Annotated in this window: 17 protein-coding genes; 15 read left to right on the top strand and 2 right to left on the bottom strand. The window is 39.1% G+C overall.

From position 1 onward, the window contains the following. The first annotated feature begins 406 nt into the window (after positions 1-406). The 12 genes from smc to BALCAV_RS16740 all read left to right on the top strand — a co-directional run bounded on the left by smc (position 407) and on the right by BALCAV_RS16740 (position 12,153). Positions 407-3,973 carry a chromosome segregation protein SMC gene (smc, locus tag BALCAV_RS16795; RefSeq protein ID WP_003322058.1) on the top strand — a complete coding sequence of 1,189 codons (3,567 nt, stop codon included), beginning with the start codon at positions 407-409 and terminating at the stop codon, positions 3,971-3,973. An 11-nt stretch (positions 3,974-3,984) separates the two neighbouring features. Continuing rightward, positions 3,985-4,983, top strand: a complete 999-nt coding sequence (ftsY, locus tag BALCAV_RS16790) for a signal recognition particle-docking protein FtsY (protein ID WP_003322057.1) — start codon at positions 3,985-3,987, stop codon at positions 4,981-4,983. 460 nt (positions 4,984-5,443) lie between these two features. After that, a complete protein-coding gene (locus tag BALCAV_RS16785; RefSeq protein ID WP_407920851.1) occupies positions 5,444-5,752 on the top strand; it encodes a putative DNA-binding protein in 309 nt (102 codons plus the stop codon). A gap of 11 nt (positions 5,753-5,763) precedes the next feature. Next, positions 5,764-7,122 (top strand): signal recognition particle protein, encoded by a 1,359-nt coding sequence (ffh, locus tag BALCAV_RS16780; protein WP_003322055.1) that lies wholly within the window; start codon positions 5,764-5,766, stop codon positions 7,120-7,122. 147 nt (positions 7,123-7,269) lie between these two features. Continuing rightward, positions 7,270-7,542: a 30S ribosomal protein S16 gene (gene rpsP / locus BALCAV_RS16775; RefSeq protein ID WP_003322054.1), complete on the top strand. Its 273-nt coding sequence runs from the start codon at positions 7,270-7,272 to the stop codon at positions 7,540-7,542. Between the two features lie 21 nt (positions 7,543-7,563). Continuing rightward, positions 7,564-7,794 carry a KH domain-containing protein gene (locus tag BALCAV_RS16770; protein ID WP_003322053.1) on the top strand — a complete coding sequence of 77 codons (231 nt, stop codon included), beginning with the start codon at positions 7,564-7,566 and terminating at the stop codon, positions 7,792-7,794. Positions 7,795-7,966: 172 nt separating this feature from the next. After that, the gene (locus BALCAV_RS16765; protein WP_003322052.1) at positions 7,967-8,389 is read left to right on the top strand and encodes a YlqD family protein; all 423 of its coding nucleotides are present in this window, start codon (positions 7,967-7,969) and stop codon (positions 8,387-8,389) included. Then, positions 8,382-8,903 carry a ribosome maturation factor RimM gene (rimM, locus tag BALCAV_RS16760; RefSeq protein WP_003322050.1) on the top strand — a complete coding sequence of 174 codons (522 nt, stop codon included), beginning with the start codon at positions 8,382-8,384 and terminating at the stop codon, positions 8,901-8,903. The genes BALCAV_RS16765 and rimM overlap by 8 nt, the downstream gene beginning before the upstream one ends. After that, positions 8,903-9,649, top strand: coding sequence for a tRNA (guanosine(37)-N1)-methyltransferase TrmD (gene trmD / locus BALCAV_RS16755; RefSeq protein WP_003322049.1), 747 nt, complete (start codon positions 8,903-8,905; stop codon positions 9,647-9,649). Before rimM ends, trmD begins: the two co-directional genes overlap by 1 nt. 113 nt (positions 9,650-9,762) lie before the next feature. Further along, complete coding sequence (gene rplS, locus BALCAV_RS16750; RefSeq protein WP_003322048.1) at positions 9,763-10,107, top strand: 50S ribosomal protein L19; 345 nt, start codon at positions 9,763-9,765, stop codon at positions 10,105-10,107. A gap of 262 nt (positions 10,108-10,369) precedes the next feature. Next, entirely contained in the window at positions 10,370-11,458 is a 1,089-nt protein-coding gene (locus BALCAV_RS16745; RefSeq protein ID WP_326938323.1) for an MFS transporter, read from the top strand. A gap of 23 nt (positions 11,459-11,481) precedes the next feature. Beyond that, positions 11,482-12,153: a Type 1 glutamine amidotransferase-like domain-containing protein gene (locus BALCAV_RS16740; RefSeq protein WP_003322046.1), complete on the top strand. Its 672-nt coding sequence runs from the start codon at positions 11,482-11,484 to the stop codon at positions 12,151-12,153. A 264-nt stretch (positions 12,154-12,417) separates the two neighbouring features. On the opposite strand, the gene BALCAV_RS16735 is transcribed toward BALCAV_RS16740, so the two are convergent. After that, the gene (locus BALCAV_RS16735; protein WP_003322045.1) at positions 12,418-13,605 is read right to left on the bottom strand and encodes a cytochrome P450 family protein; all 1,188 of its coding nucleotides are present in this window, start codon (positions 13,603-13,605) and stop codon (positions 12,418-12,420) included. A gap of 267 nt (positions 13,606-13,872) precedes the next feature. Here BALCAV_RS16735 and BALCAV_RS16730 point away from each other — a divergent pair, with 267 nt between their 5' ends. The 3 genes from BALCAV_RS16730 to BALCAV_RS16720 all read left to right on the top strand — a co-directional run bounded on the left by BALCAV_RS16730 (position 13,873) and on the right by BALCAV_RS16720 (position 17,042). Further along, entirely contained in the window at positions 13,873-14,784 is a 912-nt protein-coding gene (locus BALCAV_RS16730; protein WP_003322044.1) for an NAD(P)/FAD-dependent oxidoreductase, read from the top strand. Between the two features lie 271 nt (positions 14,785-15,055). Next, on the top strand, positions 15,056-15,907 hold the full coding sequence (locus tag BALCAV_RS16725; protein ID WP_003322043.1) for a 3-hydroxybutyryl-CoA dehydrogenase: 852 nt from the start codon (positions 15,056-15,058) through the stop codon (positions 15,905-15,907). Further along, complete coding sequence (locus BALCAV_RS16720; protein WP_326938322.1) at positions 15,903-17,042, top strand: acyl-CoA dehydrogenase; 1,140 nt, start codon at positions 15,903-15,905, stop codon at positions 17,040-17,042. Before BALCAV_RS16725 ends, BALCAV_RS16720 begins: the two co-directional genes overlap by 5 nt. Before the next feature lie 624 nt (positions 17,043-17,666). On the opposite strand, the gene BALCAV_RS16715 is transcribed toward BALCAV_RS16720, so the two are convergent. Further along, positions 17,667-18,323, bottom strand: a complete 657-nt coding sequence (locus BALCAV_RS16715; RefSeq protein ID WP_003322707.1) for a Type 1 glutamine amidotransferase-like domain-containing protein — start codon at positions 18,321-18,323, stop codon at positions 17,667-17,669. Positions 18,324-18,471 lie beyond the last annotated feature (148 nt).

Here is an 18,471-nt window from a genome sequence, read left to right as displayed (position 1 = left end):
TGGGCGATTTTTTCTCGAGCTTCTAACAGGCGTAGCTAGATTGATAAAAAGCGAAGCCTGTTTGGTCAGAAGCGAGAATATTAAGGAACAACGCTAAGTTCGCGCCATCCTGCCGCAACGCCTTGTACCCACGTCCTGTGGGCAAGAACAGCTGATGAAGACGCTTTTTGTCTACACTCAGATGGGCGATTTTTCTCGAGCTTCTAACAGACTTACATCATCACTAACGTTTAATGTGATTTTATTTAGTTTACCATTAATTCTACTTATTTGGTTTATGTTCTGCAAATAAATTAGAGTCTTGTTGATTTATTGAAATTTTTTTAAGATTAGCCGTTAGATAGTCATAACGAGAAAGATTATGATAAAATAATATGGTTGTATATTAGAAGTGGAGGGAAGGCCTATGTTCCTCAAACGGCTGGAGGTCGTTGGATTTAAATCATTTGCTGAGCAAATCGGTGTCGATTTTGTCCCCGGAGTGACCGCGGTTGTCGGTCCAAACGGAAGTGGAAAAAGTAATATATCAGATTCAATTAGGTGGGTGCTCGGGGAGCAGTCAGCCAAATCCCTTCGCGGTTCAAAAATGGAAGATATAATTTTTGCTGGAAGTGATTCAAGAAAACCTTTAAATTACGCCGAAGTAACCTTGGTGCTTGATAATGCGGATGGTCATCTAGCGGTTGATTACACAGAGGTAAGCGTAACAAGAAGGGTGTACCGCTCAGGTGAGAGCGAGTATTTGATTAACAAACAAACATGTCGCTTAAAAGACATTGTTGATTTATTTTTGGATTCAGGATTAGGGCGAGAAGCATATTCAATTATTGGCCAAGGGAAAGTAGAAGAGATTTTAAGTAGTAAATCAGAGGACCGTCGTGTCATATTTGAAGAGGCAGCTGGAGTTCTTAAATATAAAACGAGGAAAGTGAAAGCGGAGAAGCGTTTAACTGAAACACAGGATAATTTAAATCGAGTGGAAGATATTTTGTATGAATTAGAAGGACAAGTAGAACCACTACATATCCAATCTTCGATTGCTAAGGATTTTCTTGAGAAAAAAGAGCAATTAAAAGAAATTGAGATTGCCTTGCTCGTGTATCAAATTACCGATCTGCACCAAAAATGGACGAGTGAAAAAGAAAAGCTTGGGCAATTAAAAGAACAACATCAAATTCGCTCTAAGCAAGTAAAAGAGATGGAAGACCAACTTGAATCATTAAGGGTCCAATCTCAACAACTACAAGAAGTTTTGAACCAAACCCAAGAAGATTTGCTTTATGCGAGTGAAACGCTCGAAAAAGCAGAAGGGAAAAAACGTCTTTATAAAGAGCAACTGAAACATGCAAGTGAAAATAAAGAAACAATTGCAAAGTCTTTAGAAGACAAAATGCAGGCGCTGGGGCAAGTAGAGGCCAAATATAATGAAGTGTTATTACGGCTACAACAGGAAAAAGAGCTCCTAAAAGATCTAAATAAAAAAGTTGATGAAAAAGAAACGTTGTTAAAAGAAAGTGAAGAGGACCTTGCCCGTGTCTTAGATCAAGCGAAGGGCGATTATATTGAACTTCTTAATGAGCAAGCTTCTATTCGAAATGAAACTCGCTATTTAGATGAGCAACTGCGACAGCAACAGCAAAAAAACAACCGTTTAACATCTGAAAATGAAGAGTTGATTACCGAACGTGAAACGATTCAGGCTGGTCTGAAACGAGCAGACGAAGAACTTTCAAAAGCCGAGCTTCATTTAGAGCAAGTGACGAATGCTTACCGTGAAACGAAACGGGTAGAAGAGCAAAAGAAAAATCAATACCATCAAAAAGAATCTAAACTTTATGAGGCGTATCAATGGTTACAAAAGCTTGAATCTCGTAAAGAAGTGTTAGAGGAAATGGAAGCTGACTTTTCAGGTTTTTTCCAAGGCGTTAAGGAAATTTTAAAAAAGCGCGATACACATTTGACTGGTGTGGTTGGCGCTGTTGCTGAGCTTGTCCACGTACCAAAGCAATACGAAGCCGCATTAGAAATCGCTTTAGGTTCAGCGATGCAACATGTCGTCGTTCAAACAGAAGCAGATGCAAGAAAATCGATTCAATTTTTAAAACAAAACCGGTTCGGAAGAGCGACATTTTTACCTCTTTCTGTTTTGAAGCCGCGTCAAATTAATGAATTCCAATTACAATCCTTACAAAATGAGCCTGGTTTTGTTGGAGTGGCAGCTGATTTAATTCAGTTTGAAAAAAGTTATTACGATGTGATTTGGAATTTACTTGGACATGTCGTGATCGCAGAAAACTTAGAAGCTGCAAATAAACTTGCCGCAAAGCTCGGTTATCGCTACCGTGTTGTTACATTAGAAGGTGACGTCGTTAATGCTGGAGGTTCGATGACAGGAGGAAGCTTAAAACAAAAGCAAACCCCTTTACTTGGGCGAAAGCGGGAAGTGGAAGAGCTAACGGAAAAGTTCGAGGCAATGAAAAAGTCGACACTCATGTTGGAAGAGCAAGTAAAAGCCTTAAAATTAGAACAAGCTGACCTTGAGAATGAGTTAAGCAAGCTACAAAGTGATGGTGAACAAGCTCGAGCCGATTATCAAGATAAAAAAGCGGAGAAGCGTGAAATCGAGCTCCAAGGAACAACGATTGAAGAGCGCTTTAAACGTTTTGACAAAGAGCAAGAAAGTTACAGCCAAGAGGAAGAACGGATTAAAGAAAGGCTTAACCAATTAACTGAAAAAGAACAAAAGGTTGAAGCCGAGCGAAGTGAATTAGAAAAACATGTGTATCGCTTAGAAGAAAAACTGAAAAATCAACAGAGCTCTAAGGAAGAATTACAGGAGCAGCTGACGCTTGAAAAAATTGAACAAGCTACCGTTAAAGAACGCTACACGAATATCTTGACTGATTCGAAACGCTTGGAACAAGAAAAAGACTATTTAAAAGAGGAACTTGCTGAATTACAGGAGCAAGCGACATTTTTACAAGAAGAAGTGAGTCACCGCACAACGGGTGAAGGTCCTTTAGAGAAACAAATTAGTGACAGTCGTGAAGATAAAGAGCAGCTAAGTGAAAAGCTTGTACAAATCCGTGAAGATAGAAAACAGTTGGACGAAGCGTATGACAAGCTTGAAAAGCAATTAAAAGAAGAGCAAGCCAAATTTGCTTATATTATTGATCAAGTTCGAACGATTGAAGTCAGTGTCAACCGTTATGATGTGGAACTTGATAATTGTTTATCCGTTTTACGGGAAGAATATAGCTTAACTTATGAAGCGGCTAAAGCCAATTATCAGCTTACGCATGAAGTGGAAGAAGCGAAAACGAAGGTTAAGTTAATTAAGCTTGCGATTGAAGAGCTTGGCACTGTCAATATTGGGGCGATAGAAGAATATGAACGTGTCAAGGAACGGTATGATTTCTTAAAGGTTCAGCAAGAGGATTTATTAGAAGCGAAGGCGACTCTGCATTCAGTTATTAGTGAAATGGATGAAGAAATGACAAAGCGGTTCCAAGAAACTTTTGTCCAAATTAAAGCCCATTTCCGTGTCGTATTTAGCCAATTATTTGGTGGAGGAGATGCTGACTTAGTCTTAACGACACCAGAGGACCTATTGAATACTGGTGTTGAAATGGTTGTCAGGCCACCAGGTAAAAAACGTCAAAACCTTGCTTTACTATCAGGTGGAGAGCGTGCCTTAACAGCGATAGCCCTGCTTTTTGCGATTTTAAAAGTAAGGCCCGTTCCATTTTGTGTATTAGATGAAGTCGAAGCGGCTTTAGATGAAGCAAATGTAAGTCGGTTTGCTCATTTCTTAAAAGATTTTAGTCGGCAAACTCAATTTATTGTTATCACTCACCGGAAAGGCACAATGGAAGAAGCGGATGTGTTATACGGAGTAACGATGCAAGAATCAGGTGTGTCCCGTCTTGTCTCAGTGAAACTAGAAGAAACAAAACAATTAGTAGGAAGTTAGGAGGAAAAAAGATGAGTTTCTTTAAAAAATTAAAAGAAAAAATTACGAACCAAACGACAGAGGTGACAGATAAATTTAAATCTGGTCTTGAAAAAACAAGAAATTCTGTCGTTGGTAGAATGAATGATCTCGTTTATCGTTATCGTAAAGTAGATGAAGATTTTTTTGAAGAACTTGAGGAGATCTTAATTAGTGCCGATGTCGGTGTCACAACGGTAATGGAATTAATTGATGAATTAAAGGATGAAGTTCGCCATCGTAACATTAAAGATACAAAAGACATTCAGCCGGTCATTTCTGAAAAGCTAGCTGAGTTATTAGAAAAAGATAGTGAAGATGCTGCTTTAACTCTTGCCAAAGATGGTTTAAGTGTTATCTTAGTCGTTGGAGTGAACGGTGTTGGGAAAACGACGACGATCGGGAAGCTTTCGAACCATTTAAAAAAGGAAGGCAAATCGGTTCTTTTGGCGGCAGGTGATACATTCCGAGCAGGAGCAATTGACCAACTAGAAGTTTGGGGCCAACGGGTCGGTGTGGATGTGATCAAGCAGCAGGAAGGTTCAGACCCAGCCGCTGTTGTTTATGATGCTCTTCAAGCAGCCAAGTCGAGAGAAGTGGATGTTTTAATTTGTGATACGGCTGGTCGTCTGCAAAATAAAGTCAACTTAATGAATGAATTAGAAAAAGTAAAGCGTGTCATCGAACGCGAGGTTCCTGGTGCTCCACATGAAGTATTATTAGTCCTAGATGCCACAACTGGACAAAATGCATTGTCGCAAGCCAAAACATTTGGTAAATCAACAGATGTATCTGGAATTGTCTTAACAAAATTAGATGGCACAGCAAAAGGTGGAATTGTCCTCGCCATTCGCCATGAATTGGATATTCCTGTTAAGTTTGTTGGCTTAGGCGAACAAGTGGATGACCTTCAACCATTTGATGCCGATCAATTTGTTTATGGTCTCTTCAAAGAATTAATTGAAGCACCAGAAGAGGAAGAAAAAGCTTAGTTGAAAATGAAAGACTATTAGTGAGTGGATGATTCAAACTATGATAAAGTGCCTTTTGGGAATTAAATCCTAGAGGCATTTTATTTATGTATATCTCAAATGAGTGAGGGGGTCGGAAAAACTGAGAATTGGTAATGAGAGTGAAGAGCTCTTGCAATTAAGTTGCGAAAAAGTGGGGATAGGTAATGAAACTCAAGGGTTCCAGTAATTACGGTGCGAAAAGCCAGGAATAAGTAATGAAACTCAAGGGTTCCAGTAATTACGGTGCGAAAAATGGTGAATAAGCAATGAAACTCAAGAATTCCCACAATTACGGTACGAAAAAACGAAAGCCCAAGCAGCATCTATTCATATGTTAAGAAAAAAACTTGACACTATCGATAAAATTTTGTATCATAAATTCTTGTAAAGGGAAATCACTTAACAAGGGGATGACGGTGTGCTAGATAAGACACTACGAATGAATTATTTGTTCGATTTTTATCAAGCTTTACTAACACCTAAGCAGCGAAAATATATGTCGCTTTATTATCTTGATGATTTTTCTTTAGGTGAAATTGCCGAAGAATTTGAAGTTAGTCGCCAAGCCGTTTATGATAATATTAAACGTACAGAAGCGATGCTTGAAGAATATGAACATAAGCTCCTCTTATTAAGTAAATTTGAAGAGCGTTCTAAACTGATGACTGATCTGAAAACGGCAGTGACGAGCAACGCGACTCCTGAAGAGACGATTGAACTAATCAATTCTCTTGAAAAATTAGATTAGGAGGCGACAAAATGGCATTTGAAGGTTTAGCTGAAAGGCTACAAGGTACATTAACAAAAATTCGCGGAAAAGGAAAAGTAAGCGAACAAGACATCAAAGAAATGATGCGTGAAGTTCGTCTAGCTTTACTTGAAGCGGATGTTAACTTTAAAGTTGTTAAGCAATTTATCGCGAGCGTCAAAGAAAAAGCACTTGGACAAGAAGTGATGAAAAGTTTAACACCTGGACAACAAGTCATTAAAGTGGTAAATGAAGAATTAACAGCTTTAATGGGTGGCGAGCAAAGTAAAATTGCGGTCAATAATAAACCACCAACCGTTGTGATGATGGTCGGTTTGCAAGGGGCCGGTAAAACGACAACAACAGCAAAACTTGCCAATCACTTGCGCAAAAAACATAATCGAAATCCGATGCTTGTAGCAGCTGATATTTATCGTCCAGCTGCGATTAAACAGCTTGAGACGTTAGGGAAGCAATTGAGTATGCCCGTTTTCTCACTAGGGGATCAAGTAAGCCCAGTAGAAATTGCGAAACAAGCGATTGCAAAAGCAAAAGAAGAGCATCATGATTATGTGTTAATCGATACAGCTGGTCGTTTGCATATTGACGAAAAGTTGATGGATGAATTGCAGCAAGTGAAAGAAATCGCTAAACCTGACGAGATTTTACTCGTCGTTGATGCGATGACAGGACAAGATGCGGTTAATGTTGCCGAAAGCTTTAATGAGCAATTGGATGTCACCGGAGTTGTTTTAACAAAACTTGATGGTGATACTCGTGGTGGTGCGGCGATCTCAGTCAAAGCAGTTACGAATACGCCAATTAAATTTGCCGGTATGGGTGAAAAAATTGACCAACTTGAGCCGTTCCATCCAGAGCGTATGGCTTCTCGAATTCTAGGCATGGGTGATGTGTTAACTCTTATTGAGAAAGCCCAAATGAATGTCGATGAAGAGAAAGCTCGTGAGCTCGAAAAGAAAATGAAGAACATGGATATTACATTTGATGATTTTCTTGATCAGCTAGACCAAGTTCGTAATATGGGTCCGTTAGATGAGCTTTTAAATATGATGCCTGGTATGAACAAAATGAAAGGTATGAAGGATTTAAAAGTGGATGACAAACAAATTGGTCATGTTGAAGCGATTGTTCGTTCAATGACGCCGATGGAAAAACAAGATCCAAGTATTATGAATGCAAGTAGGAAGCGTCGAATTGCAAAAGGTAGTGGAACTTCGATTCAAGAGGTCAACCGCTTATTAAAACAATTTGATGAAATGAAAAAGATGATGAAGCAAATGTCGAACATGACTTCAGGTAAAGGCAAGAAAAAGGGTAAGGGCTTTGGAGGTTTAAAGCTTCCATTTTAATGAAAAATCGTTTTTGTTAGTCTTTCCAAGAGAACTTTAAGAGGTATTTTTTAGAAATAATTATCTGTTAAGGATTTTCTCTTGACTCTAGCGAAATTGATGATATTATAAATTATTGTGTGAATATTTTTCGGAGGTGTTTTTTAAATGGCAGTTAAAATCCGTTTAAAACGTATGGGTTCTAAAAAGGCCCCATTTTATCGTGTAGTTGTTGCAGATTCTCGTGCGCCACGTGATGGTCGTTTCATCGAGGAGATTGGAACATATAATCCTTTAACTCAACCAGCTAAGTTTGATGTAAAAGAGGAGAAAGCACTTGATTGGATGTTAAAAGGTGCAAAACCTTCTGACACAGTGCGTAATCTTTTCTCAAACGTTGGTTTAATGGAAAAGCTACACAACGCAAAAAACCAAAAGTAATTCTTCAAAAAGGAGAATGCGATGAAAGCGTTAGTTGAAAAGATGGTCAAGGCTCTTGTTGAACGACCGGAAGATGTTCAAATCAAGGAACAAATTGATGGAGAACAGATTCTAGTCGAGGTTCGTGTTCATGAAAGTGATATCGGCAAAGTAATCGGCAAAGGCGGTCGTACAGCAAAGGCAATTCGTTCAGTCGTTTATGCAGCAGCAATGAGAGAGCAAAAACGTGTACGAGTAGATATCGTCGATTAGCAACGCGGATAAAAGGTAAGGGGAAACCCTTGCCTTTTTCGTATTTTAGCTCACTTTTTTGAGACTGTTTCGGATTAGGCTTGTGACTCGAAAACAAACCGTTTACCGCAATGATAGAAGTTCTGAATCGTTTACGGTAAAATAAACATGCGAGCCAGTTTGAAAGTAGGGGGTGGAACCGATTCAATTTATTCGAAAAGCAACGGTGAAGCACATGTTAACGGAACGAAAAAAAGGGGAGCTTTTACAGGAATTAAAAGAAGAGCTAGTCGGTTGTCAAAGGGAATTGGAGCAACTTGAGTTTCGGCTACATAAATCATTAAAGGATTCCGGAAATAAGCATGACCAAACTTCGATTCGGAAAAGATATAAAAAAGAAATGGATAAACGAAAAGAGCGTCTTTATGCTCTGAACTTTAAAGAACAACAGCTTCATAAATTAGAGATCGGTTCAGAAATACGGGCAGGTACGGTTGATACGCTCATTGAATATGAGATTGGTGACAAGTGGTCTGAAGATGAATCCGCACTTGAAGTGATTATTAAAGATGGAAAAATAGTCGAATTTAGAGAAAGTAGGAACGAGGATGAGTGAGTGGTTTAAAGTTGGAAAAGTCGTCAATACACATGGAGTCAAAGGCGAGGTGCGTGTGATCGCTTCGACCGATTTTGCGGAAGAACGTTTTGCCATTGGTCAAGAATTAATGGTTCAGGATGCACAAACGAAGGAAAAAGTGATCGTAAAGGTAGCGAGTCATCGTAAGCATAAAAACTTTGACTTATTAACGTTTGAAGGATTTCCGAATATTAATTTAGTTGAACGTTTTAAAGGAGAGCTCTTGTATGTGTCTGAGCAATTTTTAGAGGAACTCGATGAACATGAGTATTATTACCATGAAATTATCGGTTCCACTGTGCTCACAGAAGACGGAGAAGAACTTGGCAAAATAAAAGAGATTATTGAAACAGGGGCTAATGATGTCTGGGTCGTGCAACGTTTAGGGGGAGGAAAGGATGTTCTCATTCCTTATATCGAGCAAGTCGTTCAAAAAATTGATGTGGAAGAAAAGAAAATTACTGTTCATTTAATGGAAGGTTTAATCGATTAATGAAAATTGACATTTTAACGTTATTCCCTGAAATGTTCCCTGGAGTTTTTGGTTCATCCATTCTTAAGCATGCCCAAGAAAAAGAACTTGTTACGATTAATGTCGTCGATTTTCGCGAGTTTGCCGACAATAAACATAACAAAGTTGATGACTATCCTTATGGTGGTGGAGCAGGCATGGTATTGCGTCCACAGCCGATTTTTGACGCGGTCGAGGAAATAACAAGCCAAACAGAGAAAAAGCCGCGCATCGTCCTGCTATGCCCCCAAGGCGAGACATATTCACAACAGAAGGCAGAAGAGCTTGCCAAAGAGGAGCATCTGATCTTTTTATGTGGGCATTATGAAGGATATGATGAACGAATCCGTGAACATCTAGTCACTGATGAACTCTCAATCGGTGATTATGTGCTAACAGGTGGTGAGGTTGGGGCGATGGTATTAACTGATAGTATCGTTCGCCTTCTTCCTGGTGTGTTAGGAAATGCGGAATCAGCCGTAACCGATTCTTTTTCGACAGGTTTACTTGAACACCCTCATTACACAAGACCAGCCGATTTTCGTGGTTTAAAGGTTCCAGATGTTCTTCTGTCTGGTCACCATGTGAACATTGAAAATTGGCGAGCGAAGGAAGCTTTAAGACGGACATGGCAAAGAAGGCCTGATTTATTAAGAGAGCGAACTTTAACAGAACAGGAAAAAGCTTGGCTTCATCAATTTGAAGAAGATATAAAGAAAGACTTGTGACAAAGACGCTTTTATGCTATTATAATCGTTGTGGCAAATGCCAGTGATTACGATGTTCCGCTGTCTATTTAACTATGTACACAAGAGCATCTGTATGGAAGGAGTGGAATTATATGAACAACATTATCCGTGAAATTACAAGCGAACAATTACGTACGGATCTACCAAGCTTTCGTCCTGGAGATACGTTAGTAATCCACGTTAAAGTTGTTGAGGGAACTCGTGAACGTATTCAGTTATTCGAAGGCGTTGTAATCAAACGTCGCGGTACTGGTATCAGCGAAACTTTCACAGCTCGTAAAATTTCTTATGGTGTAGGCGTTGAACGTACATTCCCATTACATTCACCGAAAATCGCTAAGATTGACGTGAAGCGTCGTGGTAAGGTTCGTCGTGCGAAACTTTACTATCTACGTGAATTACGCGGGAAAAAAGCGCGTATTAAAGAAATTCGATAAGCAACGTTATTATAACGACTTAAAAAGCATTTCTCATTTGATGAGGAGTGCTTTTTTTGGCATGTTGTCTGCTGAACCGGAATTTTATTGTCAATATTAAGAATTTTTTGTATTTAGAAGTAAATTCCTATTTACAACTGGTATAATTTAGTTATATTAGATAGTAGGAGGGGCAATATGTTGGAGAGGCGAAATCCTCTTCTTTTAATTTCGGGTATTGGTATTTCCTTTTTAGGAAGCTGGATTTATTTAATTGCATTAAATTTATATCATTCGTCCAATTGCTATTCTGTTAACAAATACTTGGTCGGGTAGTTTAATTGATCGAGTCAATAAAAGAAGGTTGATGATCGGCGTCAACCTTTTGAGAGGCTGTTTAGTTGCACTGATTCCACTTATTCAATCACTAGCACTCATTTATTTTCTTTTGTTGCTCATTAGCATGATCGGTGCTTTTTTCGGTCCAAGTTCAAATGTTTATATAACAAAACTTGTACCTCAAGAAAATAGAAAGCGCTTTAATTCGATTATGAGTATGACGAATTCAGGAGCTTTTTTACTAGGACCTGCTCTTGCAGGGGTTCTAATCATGGCATTCGGTACGGATATATGTATTTGGATTAATTCCATTGCTTTTCTTATTTGTGCTTTTTGTTTATATTTGTTACCAAATGTGGATGAGAAAAGGGAAGTTCGTGAACCTAAACGCTGGAAGACTATCGTGGATGATTGGAAAACGGTCAAAGCTTTTGTTGTTAGAGCCCGCTTTTTTATGATGATTTATCTTTTATTTCAAACGGCGATGTTGTTTGGATTTGCTCTTGATTCTCAGGAAGTTACTTTTATTAAACAAAATTTACACTTGTCTGATCAAGCATATGGACTAATTGTGAGTATTACCGGACTTGGGGCAATTGTTGGGGCTGCGGTTGCAACGATGCTTGCCAAACGAATCAATCTTAAGTGGTATTTAGGTGGGGGACTATTTTTGACAATGATCGGTTATTTCTTATTCTACTCGTCGGTCAATTTTCTCACAGCAACCGTGGCTTTTGTTTTTTTAGGCTTCTTTATGGCTTTTGCGAATGCAGGTTATGCCACTTTTTTTCAAAATCAAGTTCCTGTTCATTTGATGGGGCGATTTGGAAGTTTGGCTGATATGATTCAAGCTGTGATACAAATCGTTTTAACGCTTCTTTTAGGATTTTTTGCTGAATGGTTTTCTTTACAAATGGTTTGTCTACTGTTTTCCATCGTAGGAATGGTTGTCGCTCTTAACTTATTAGTGAAAATTACCCGAACGTCAAAAGCGTCTTTTTTTGAAGAAAGTGGAGAAGGAATTTCAAAATAAAACGATTGTAGAGGTGAATGAACATGGAAAAGCATCTTTTTTTATTTGGTGGTGGACCGCCGTTTACAACGAAGATGGCGAAACGATTTGTTGACATGATGGCTATAGAAAATCCGAAAATTGTAATTTTATGTTTGGATCGTGACGGCTGGCAAGAGTATATGCCAAAGTATAAAAGTGCTTTTCTACAACATGCCGATGTTGAATTTGACTACATTCCACTGCCAACGACACCAATTCGAGAAGCGGTAGAAAGGATTAAAAACGGCTCAGGGATTGTTATTGGTGGAGGCGATACGAGCTTATATGCTGATTATATTGTCGAGACACCGATTGCAGATGTTGTAAAAGAGAAGTATGAGAACGGGACACCGCTTGTTGGCTTTTCGGCAGGTGCTTTAATTAGTCCAATTGATTGTTTAATTTCAGCAAAGGATAATGTATTAAAGCTCCCTGTTTACCGTGATGGATTAGGACTCTTGAAAGATGTTGTTATTGCGGTTCACTTTTCGGAATGGCAGGAAGAGGAGCATTTACTAGAAATGATGGAACGTTTTCCAAAACATCAACATTATGGCATTGATGAACAAACATGTCTCTATTTTAAAAATGAGGCATTAATTGATATGGAAGGTCGAGGCGTTTTTAAATCAGAGAATGGACAATTAAAAAACATTAATCGTTCGTTTGTTTAATGATTTGCGATAAGGCCGCTCCACACTTTTCAAAATTAAAATGAGTCTATTGAAGAGAGATGTAAGAGCTGTCCCATCAGGTTATCAAATGAACCTTATGAGACAGCTTTTTTGTATCCCTTAAATGGTCCTAACAAGGAGTCGTCGACGTTCAGCGTACTTACTTTTACGGATGAAGTGAGTTGCCTTCTCATTTATGATGCTCACTTTAGAGTCTCGAAGTGTTTTAACCTCTGTACTTGGTTTATCTACTTAAGTGTGCTTTTAAACAAGCTTGATAGGCAACCGTTTTAACCCACGAATGATAAGGCTTTGTCGCCATTCTAATTCAGACAGCTCTGCGGCGAGAGTGAGATTTGGGTATTCCTCTAACAAAACGCGAAGGGCAATTTCGCCTTCAAGTCGGGCAAGTGGAGCTCCGAGACAGTAGTGGAGACCTTTCCCAAATGCAAGATGAGGGCTTTTTTTCCTTGTAATGTCTAAAGTGCTAGGATCGGCAAAGGCTGCTGGATCATGATCCGCTGATGCGAGTGAAACAAGGACATGATCTCCCTTCTCTACCTGCTGTCCCATAAACGTAAAGGATTCTCTAGCCCATCGGTCTGTGCTAAACTCAACAGGTCCATTGAAACGGAGCAATTCTTCAATCGCTTGGGCCATAAGCGAATGGTCAGCTTTTAATAACTCAAGTTGGTCTGGATGTGTAAGGAGTGCTAATAAACCGTTAGCAATTAGATTTACAGTCGTTTCATGTCCAGCCACAATAAGAAGCATCACAACTCCATACAATTCGCTTGACTGTAAGCGGTCTCCCCCTTCCTCTACCTGAATTAAGTCTGACAGCAAATCTTCTTTAGGGGATAACCGCTTTTCTTTAATCAATTTCTCTAAATAAGTCATAAATTCACTCATAGACTCGTCATAATGGGCATTATCACTTATCTCTACCATTACATTGGACCAGCGCTGGAAATCAAGCCGATCTTCAGACGGGATGCCAAGCAATTCACAAATGACACGAATAGGAATGGGAAACGCATAATCTTCAATAAAGTCGACCGTTTTTTTGTTTCTCATGAGTGATGCTTGTTCCCTTGCGATTTCCTCGATACGACCACTTAATTTTGCAATCCTTTTGGGGGTAAAACCACTTTGTACAAGACTACGCAGACGGCGATGGTCTGGAGGGTCAACAAAAAGCATGCTTTGAGCGATTGGTGGCAAATTTTCGTTTGTCACTTCATCAGGAAAAACAGTCCGCATGTCTTTTATAAACCGATCATCTTTTAACACGGCTTCCGCGGCTTCATAAGTAAAAGCCATCCATGTACGTTGTCCTTCAATAAACATATTCACTTTGGCAAAAGGTTGGTGTGGGCGGATATTTTGGTAATAATCATAAGGGTTTTGGTGGAATTGCTGCGAAAATAAATCAAGTGATTGGGTATTCATGTATGATGTTCTCCTTTTCTATATTCAGTCCTTTTATCATATATTCGTGCTAAAATATCCATTTCCTGCAAATAGGTCATCACGTAACTAGTATGTATCCTTTTTAATATAGAGGCAACTGAAAAACGATCTATATGGTCTACTCCGCGAGCGTCATGCCCACGGCAATCGCGGGTGAATCGGGAGACGCCTCTGTGCTTTTTGTATGTTTCCACTGCTTTCAACAAACTCTAAAGCCAAATGTGTTTTGGAAAAGGGGAAAACAGCATGGATATATTTGATTGTGCCATAATTGGTGCTGGTCCGGCGGGATTGAATGCGGCTCTTGTTTTAGGTAGAGCGAGGCGAAGGGTTGTTTTGTTTGATAATGATACAAATCGAAATCGTGTCACAAAAGCGGCTCATGGGTTTATGACGCGAGAAGGGGTTAAACCAGCAGAGCTTAGGCAATTGGCTTTGGCAGAGCTTGGACAATTCCCCTCTGTTTCGGTTCATAAACGAACGGTTGAACAAATTAGTAAGGCAAACGGTGGTGAGCAAGTTTTTCAAATAATGAGTGCCAACAAGCAAATTTTTTTAGCGAAAAAAATCTTATTAGCAGCAGGTGTCCATGAAAAATTTCCAAAAATAACCAATATACGAGAGTTTTATGGAAAAAGTCTATTCAGTTGTCCTTATTGTGATGGCTGGGAAAACAGGGGTAAACCTTTAATCGTTATCGCTGAAAAGCAGGAGCATGTCCATCATATGACAAAGCTTTTATATAATTGGTCAAAAGATTTAGTCGTGACAACAAATGGCCATCCAATGTCAAAAGAAATGATCGAGGAATTTCAGCAAAAGCAAATCAAAGTAATTAATGATCAAGTACGATTAATATACGGGAATAATGGCAATATGGCTGGGGTTGAATTTGATTCTGGTGAAAAAATCGCTCGTGAAGCAGGTTTTATCGTCCCGTCCTTTTACCGTCCGAAGCCATTTGTTGAAGAGCTTGGGTGTGAAGTGAAGGAAGACGGAAAAATCGTGACCGATGATTTAGGGAGAACAACAATTAAAAGTGTTTACAGTGCGGGAGAATTTTCCCATGCCGGGCCTGCTTCCTTAATTATTGCCGCAGCAGAAGGAAGCAAAGCAGCAGGGGCAATTAATTATGATTTATCTGATGAGAGTTTTTGAAGGGGAGTTAAGAGTAGACAAAGGGTTGCTTCTAATTAATAAATGTCATGAAACATTAAAGGCACTTGATCTTTCAATGAGGTGTCTTTTTTAGTCTGTAAAGGAGATTCTCATACAAATAATAGGAAAAATTTATCATTTATTTGGAAGCGTATACATTTAATCAGCTTTTTTACTTAAACATATAGTAAAATAAAGGAGAGTGGGAGAGAGATTGTATCGTTTACGAATATTGTGAATTAGTGAATTGTTCATAAAAGGAGTGATCGATATGTCTATTCAACGTGTAATGGTGATTGGGGCCGGTCAAATGGGAAGTGGTATCGCTCAAGTCGCAGCAACAGCAGGGCTTGAAGTGTTATTACATGATATGGACCCTAGTTTGCCTGAAAAAGCAATTGAAAAAATGGAGAGCTTTTTAGACAGAGATATAAAAAAAGGGAGAAAAACGGAAGAGAAAAAAAATCAAATTTTGGCAAAAGTTCTCCCATCTTTTAAGCTTAAAGATGCCGCAGAAGTTGATTTAGTGATTGAGGCTGTTGTAGAAAAAATGGCCGTTAAAGTGGAGTTATTTCAGCGATTGGATGTTATTTGTGCCCAAAAAACGATTTTGGCGAGTAATACGTCTTCTTTACCGATAACGGAAATGGCTGCGGTGACTAATCGCCCTGAAAAAGTGATCGGGATGCATTTTATGAATCCGGTTCCAGTTATGAAGCTAGTAGAGGTTATTCGTGGTCTTGCTACATCGGATCAAACCTTTTCTACGATTCGAGATTTAGCGATTCAAATGGAAAAAACACCTGTGGAAGTAAATGATTTCCCTGGATTTGTATCGAATCGGGTGTTAATGCCGATGTTAAATGAAGCGATTTTTTGTGTCTATGAAGGAGTTGCGACGGTTGAAGCGATTGATGAAGTGATGAAGCTCGGCATGAATCATCCAATGGGTCCTTTAACTTTAGCTGACCACATTGGTTTGGATACGTGTTTGTCGATTATGGAAGTGCTTTATGAAGGGTTTGGTGATTCCAAATATCGTCCTTGTCCATTATTAAGAAAGTATGTTAAAGCTGGCTGGTTAGGAAAAAAATCCGGAAGAGGGTTTTATGCCTATGATTAAGTGGACAAATGAACAGCAACTTATTCGAGAAATGGTCCGTGATTTTGCCGAGAATGAAATCAAACCTTATATAGAAAAAATGGAAGAAACCGATGAGTTCCCAAGCCAAATTGTAAAGAAAATGGGGCAGTATGGGCTGATGGGGATTCCTATTTCAAGTAAATGGGGAGGAGCTGGAGCGGATTTCCTCTCCTATATTATCGCCATTCATGAAATTTCGAAAATAAGTGCAACGCTTGGTGTCATATTATCGGTGCATACATCTGTCGGTACGAACCCGATTTATTATTATGGAAGTGAGGAACAAAAGGAAAAATATGTAACAAAATTAGCCGCCGGACAATTCCTTGGAGCATTTGCTTTGACTGAACCGCAATCGGGATCTGATGCAAGTGGACTACGGACGACAGCTATTAGAAAAGGAGATAAATATATTTTAAATGGAACTAAAGTTTTTATCACAAACGGCGGAGCGGCTGATACGTATATTACATTTGCTTTAACAGATACAGTGAAGGGCAGTCGTGGTGGCATTTCGGCATTTATTGTGGAAAAAGATACACCTGGATTTTCCATTGGCAAAAAGGAAAAGAAATTAGGCTTAAATGGCTCGAATACGACTGAATTGATTTTTGAGGATGCTGAAGTTCCATCTGAAAATTTGCTAGGGGCTGAGGGAGACGGTTGGAAAATCGCTATGGGTAATTTAGATGTCGGTCGTATTGGCATTGCAGCACAAGCGTTAGGAATTGCCGAGGCTGCTCTCGAGTTTTCAGTCGATTATGCGAAGTCTCGTCAGCAGTTTGGGAAGAAAATTGCTGCGAATCAAGGAATCTCTTTTAAGTTAGCAGATATGGCAACAGATGTAGAAGCAGCGAAATTACTCGTCTATCAAGCAGCATTGTTAAAAGATGATCGGAAAAGTAGTGGAAAAGAAACCTCTATGGCGAAACGTTTTGCAACAGATGTCGCGATGCGCAATGCAACAGAAGCGGTTCAAATCTTCGGTGGGTATGGTTATATGAAGGATTACCCAGTTGAGCGACTGTTTCGTGATGCCAAAGCAACGCAAATTTATGAAGGAACAAACGAAATTCAACGAGTGATTATTGCCAAGCATTTGTTGGAAAGTTAGTTTTTGTATGTTAACTGAATGAACGCTCGTTCGGAACAAATTAAAATGAGAGCCTCCTAAATTCCAGTCTTGGGTTTTAGGGGGTTTTTTGATGATGTCAGTCAGAGTGTCTATGCTTTGTTTCATTGATTTATTGGGTGATAGGTAATCAAAAAGCGGAGTTGGCGGGATTACGGTGCGAAAAATGGATGATAGGTAATGAAAAAGCCGAGCAGTCAAAGCTAACATTTGACAAGTGACTGTCACTTGTCGATTAAAAGCCACAAAGGGAATCAAAGGGAGTCAATGATGCCAAAAGCATATGAATCAGAGCCGCAAAGGGAATCAAAGGGAGTCAATGATGTCAAAAGCATGTGAATCAGAGCCGCAAAGGGAATCATAAGGCGTCAATGATGCCAAAAGCATATGAATAAAAGCCGCAAAGGGAATCATAGGGCGTCAATGATGCCAAAAGCATGTGAATCAGAGCCACTAAGGGAATCATAGGACCGCAATGATGCCAAAAGCATATGAATAAAAGCCGCAAAGGGAATCATAGGACTCCAATGATGCCAAAAGCATATGAATAAGATCCACAAAGGGAATCATAGCCCTTCACAATGAAGCCATAGTCATTCACCACAACTAGAGCGTCTCATCCAATCTCTGAATCTTTGAGTGGGAAATTAAAAATACATTGCCTAAAATGTCGATTTTGCCTCCCTTTACACGTACAGCACAATCTGTGTTCGAAGCATAAATATTCATTTCTTCCGATAAGGGAGTCAGTTCGTCTTGAACCAACGCAATGTTATTTTCAAAATCAAAATGAGACAGGATGGAAAAATTATCAAGGCCGATTCCGTTATAAACAGAGCTTATTTCAACTTTATAGCCAAAGTTTTTCGAGCATAACCATTTAGCGGACATGTTGATTGCACCAGCACTTGCCCCCATCACAACGGCTCTGCTTTCTTTAATTAAATCCGACAATTCATATTCCATCAAAAGCCCATTTTGTTTAAGGGTATCTCCACCCAACAAGAAAATGACTGAAGCATTTTGAATTAAGGTTTGGGCATCTTTCTTCTGTACACGATAATTAATTAAATGATATTCATCAAACATAATGCCGGCCTGGTCAAGCCACGAACGTTCAGTAGCACCATCATCTTCATAAAAAAATGGATTCGAGCTAATCATAGCAAGTGATTTTCTATCAGTTATATCCTCCTGTAATATCTTGCCCAGATTCTCTGGGAATGTATTGTTAAACCAACCTAAATAATAGTGAGTTTTCATAAGTACCCCCTTAGCAAAGTATAAACAACATTAATTTCCTATGTTTTCATTCTGTTTTCTTGTCACCGACTCAATATTCTCAATCTGTTCCGTTTAAGGTGCAAAATGTAATGGGTTGTGACATGATTTTATCAAACTTTTTCCAAAT

It is taken from the genome of Alkalihalobacillus alcalophilus ATCC 27647 = CGMCC 1.3604, from assembly GCF_000292245.2.
Lineage (GTDB): Bacteria > Bacillota > Bacilli > Bacillales > Bacillaceae_D > Alkalihalobacillus > Alkalihalobacillus alcalophilus.
This window is presented reverse-complemented; position numbering and strand designations above follow the sequence as displayed.

What these genes read in the sequence shown, in the direction of transcription:
- ffh (WP_003322055.1), top strand. Translation starts at nt 5,764, where the DNA reads ATGGCATTTGAAGGTTTAGCTGAAAGGCTACAAGGTACATTAACAAAA.
- rplS (WP_003322048.1), top strand. Translation starts at nt 9,763, where the DNA reads ATGAACAACATTATCCGTGAAATTACAAGCGAACAATTACGTACGGAT.
- BALCAV_RS16740 (WP_003322046.1), top strand. Translation starts at nt 11,482, where the DNA reads ATGGAAAAGCATCTTTTTTTATTTGGTGGTGGACCGCCGTTTACAACG.
- trmD (WP_003322049.1), top strand. Translation starts at nt 8,903, where the DNA reads ATGAAAATTGACATTTTAACGTTATTCCCTGAAATGTTCCCTGGAGTT.
- rpsP (WP_003322054.1), top strand. Translation starts at nt 7,270, where the DNA reads ATGGCAGTTAAAATCCGTTTAAAACGTATGGGTTCTAAAAAGGCCCCA.
- ftsY (WP_003322057.1), top strand. Translation starts at nt 3,985, where the DNA reads ATGAGTTTCTTTAAAAAATTAAAAGAAAAAATTACGAACCAAACGACA.
- smc (WP_003322058.1), top strand. Translation starts at nt 407, where the DNA reads ATGTTCCTCAAACGGCTGGAGGTCGTTGGATTTAAATCATTTGCTGAG.
- BALCAV_RS16770 (WP_003322053.1), top strand. Translation starts at nt 7,564, where the DNA reads ATGAAAGCGTTAGTTGAAAAGATGGTCAAGGCTCTTGTTGAACGACCG.
- rimM (WP_003322050.1), top strand. Translation starts at nt 8,382, where the DNA reads ATGAGTGAGTGGTTTAAAGTTGGAAAAGTCGTCAATACACATGGAGTC.
- BALCAV_RS16785 (WP_407920851.1), top strand. Translation starts at nt 5,444, where the DNA reads ATGAATTATTTGTTCGATTTTTATCAAGCTTTACTAACACCTAAGCAG.
- BALCAV_RS16725 (WP_003322043.1), top strand. Translation starts at nt 15,056, where the DNA reads ATGTCTATTCAACGTGTAATGGTGATTGGGGCCGGTCAAATGGGAAGT.
- BALCAV_RS16715 (WP_003322707.1), bottom strand. Translation starts at nt 18,323, where the DNA reads ATGAAAACTCACTATTATTTAGGTTGGTTTAACAATACATTCCCAGAG.
- BALCAV_RS16730 (WP_003322044.1), top strand. Translation starts at nt 13,873, where the DNA reads ATGGATATATTTGATTGTGCCATAATTGGTGCTGGTCCGGCGGGATTG.
- BALCAV_RS16735 (WP_003322045.1), bottom strand. Translation starts at nt 13,605, where the DNA reads ATGAATACCCAATCACTTGATTTATTTTCGCAGCAATTCCACCAAAAC.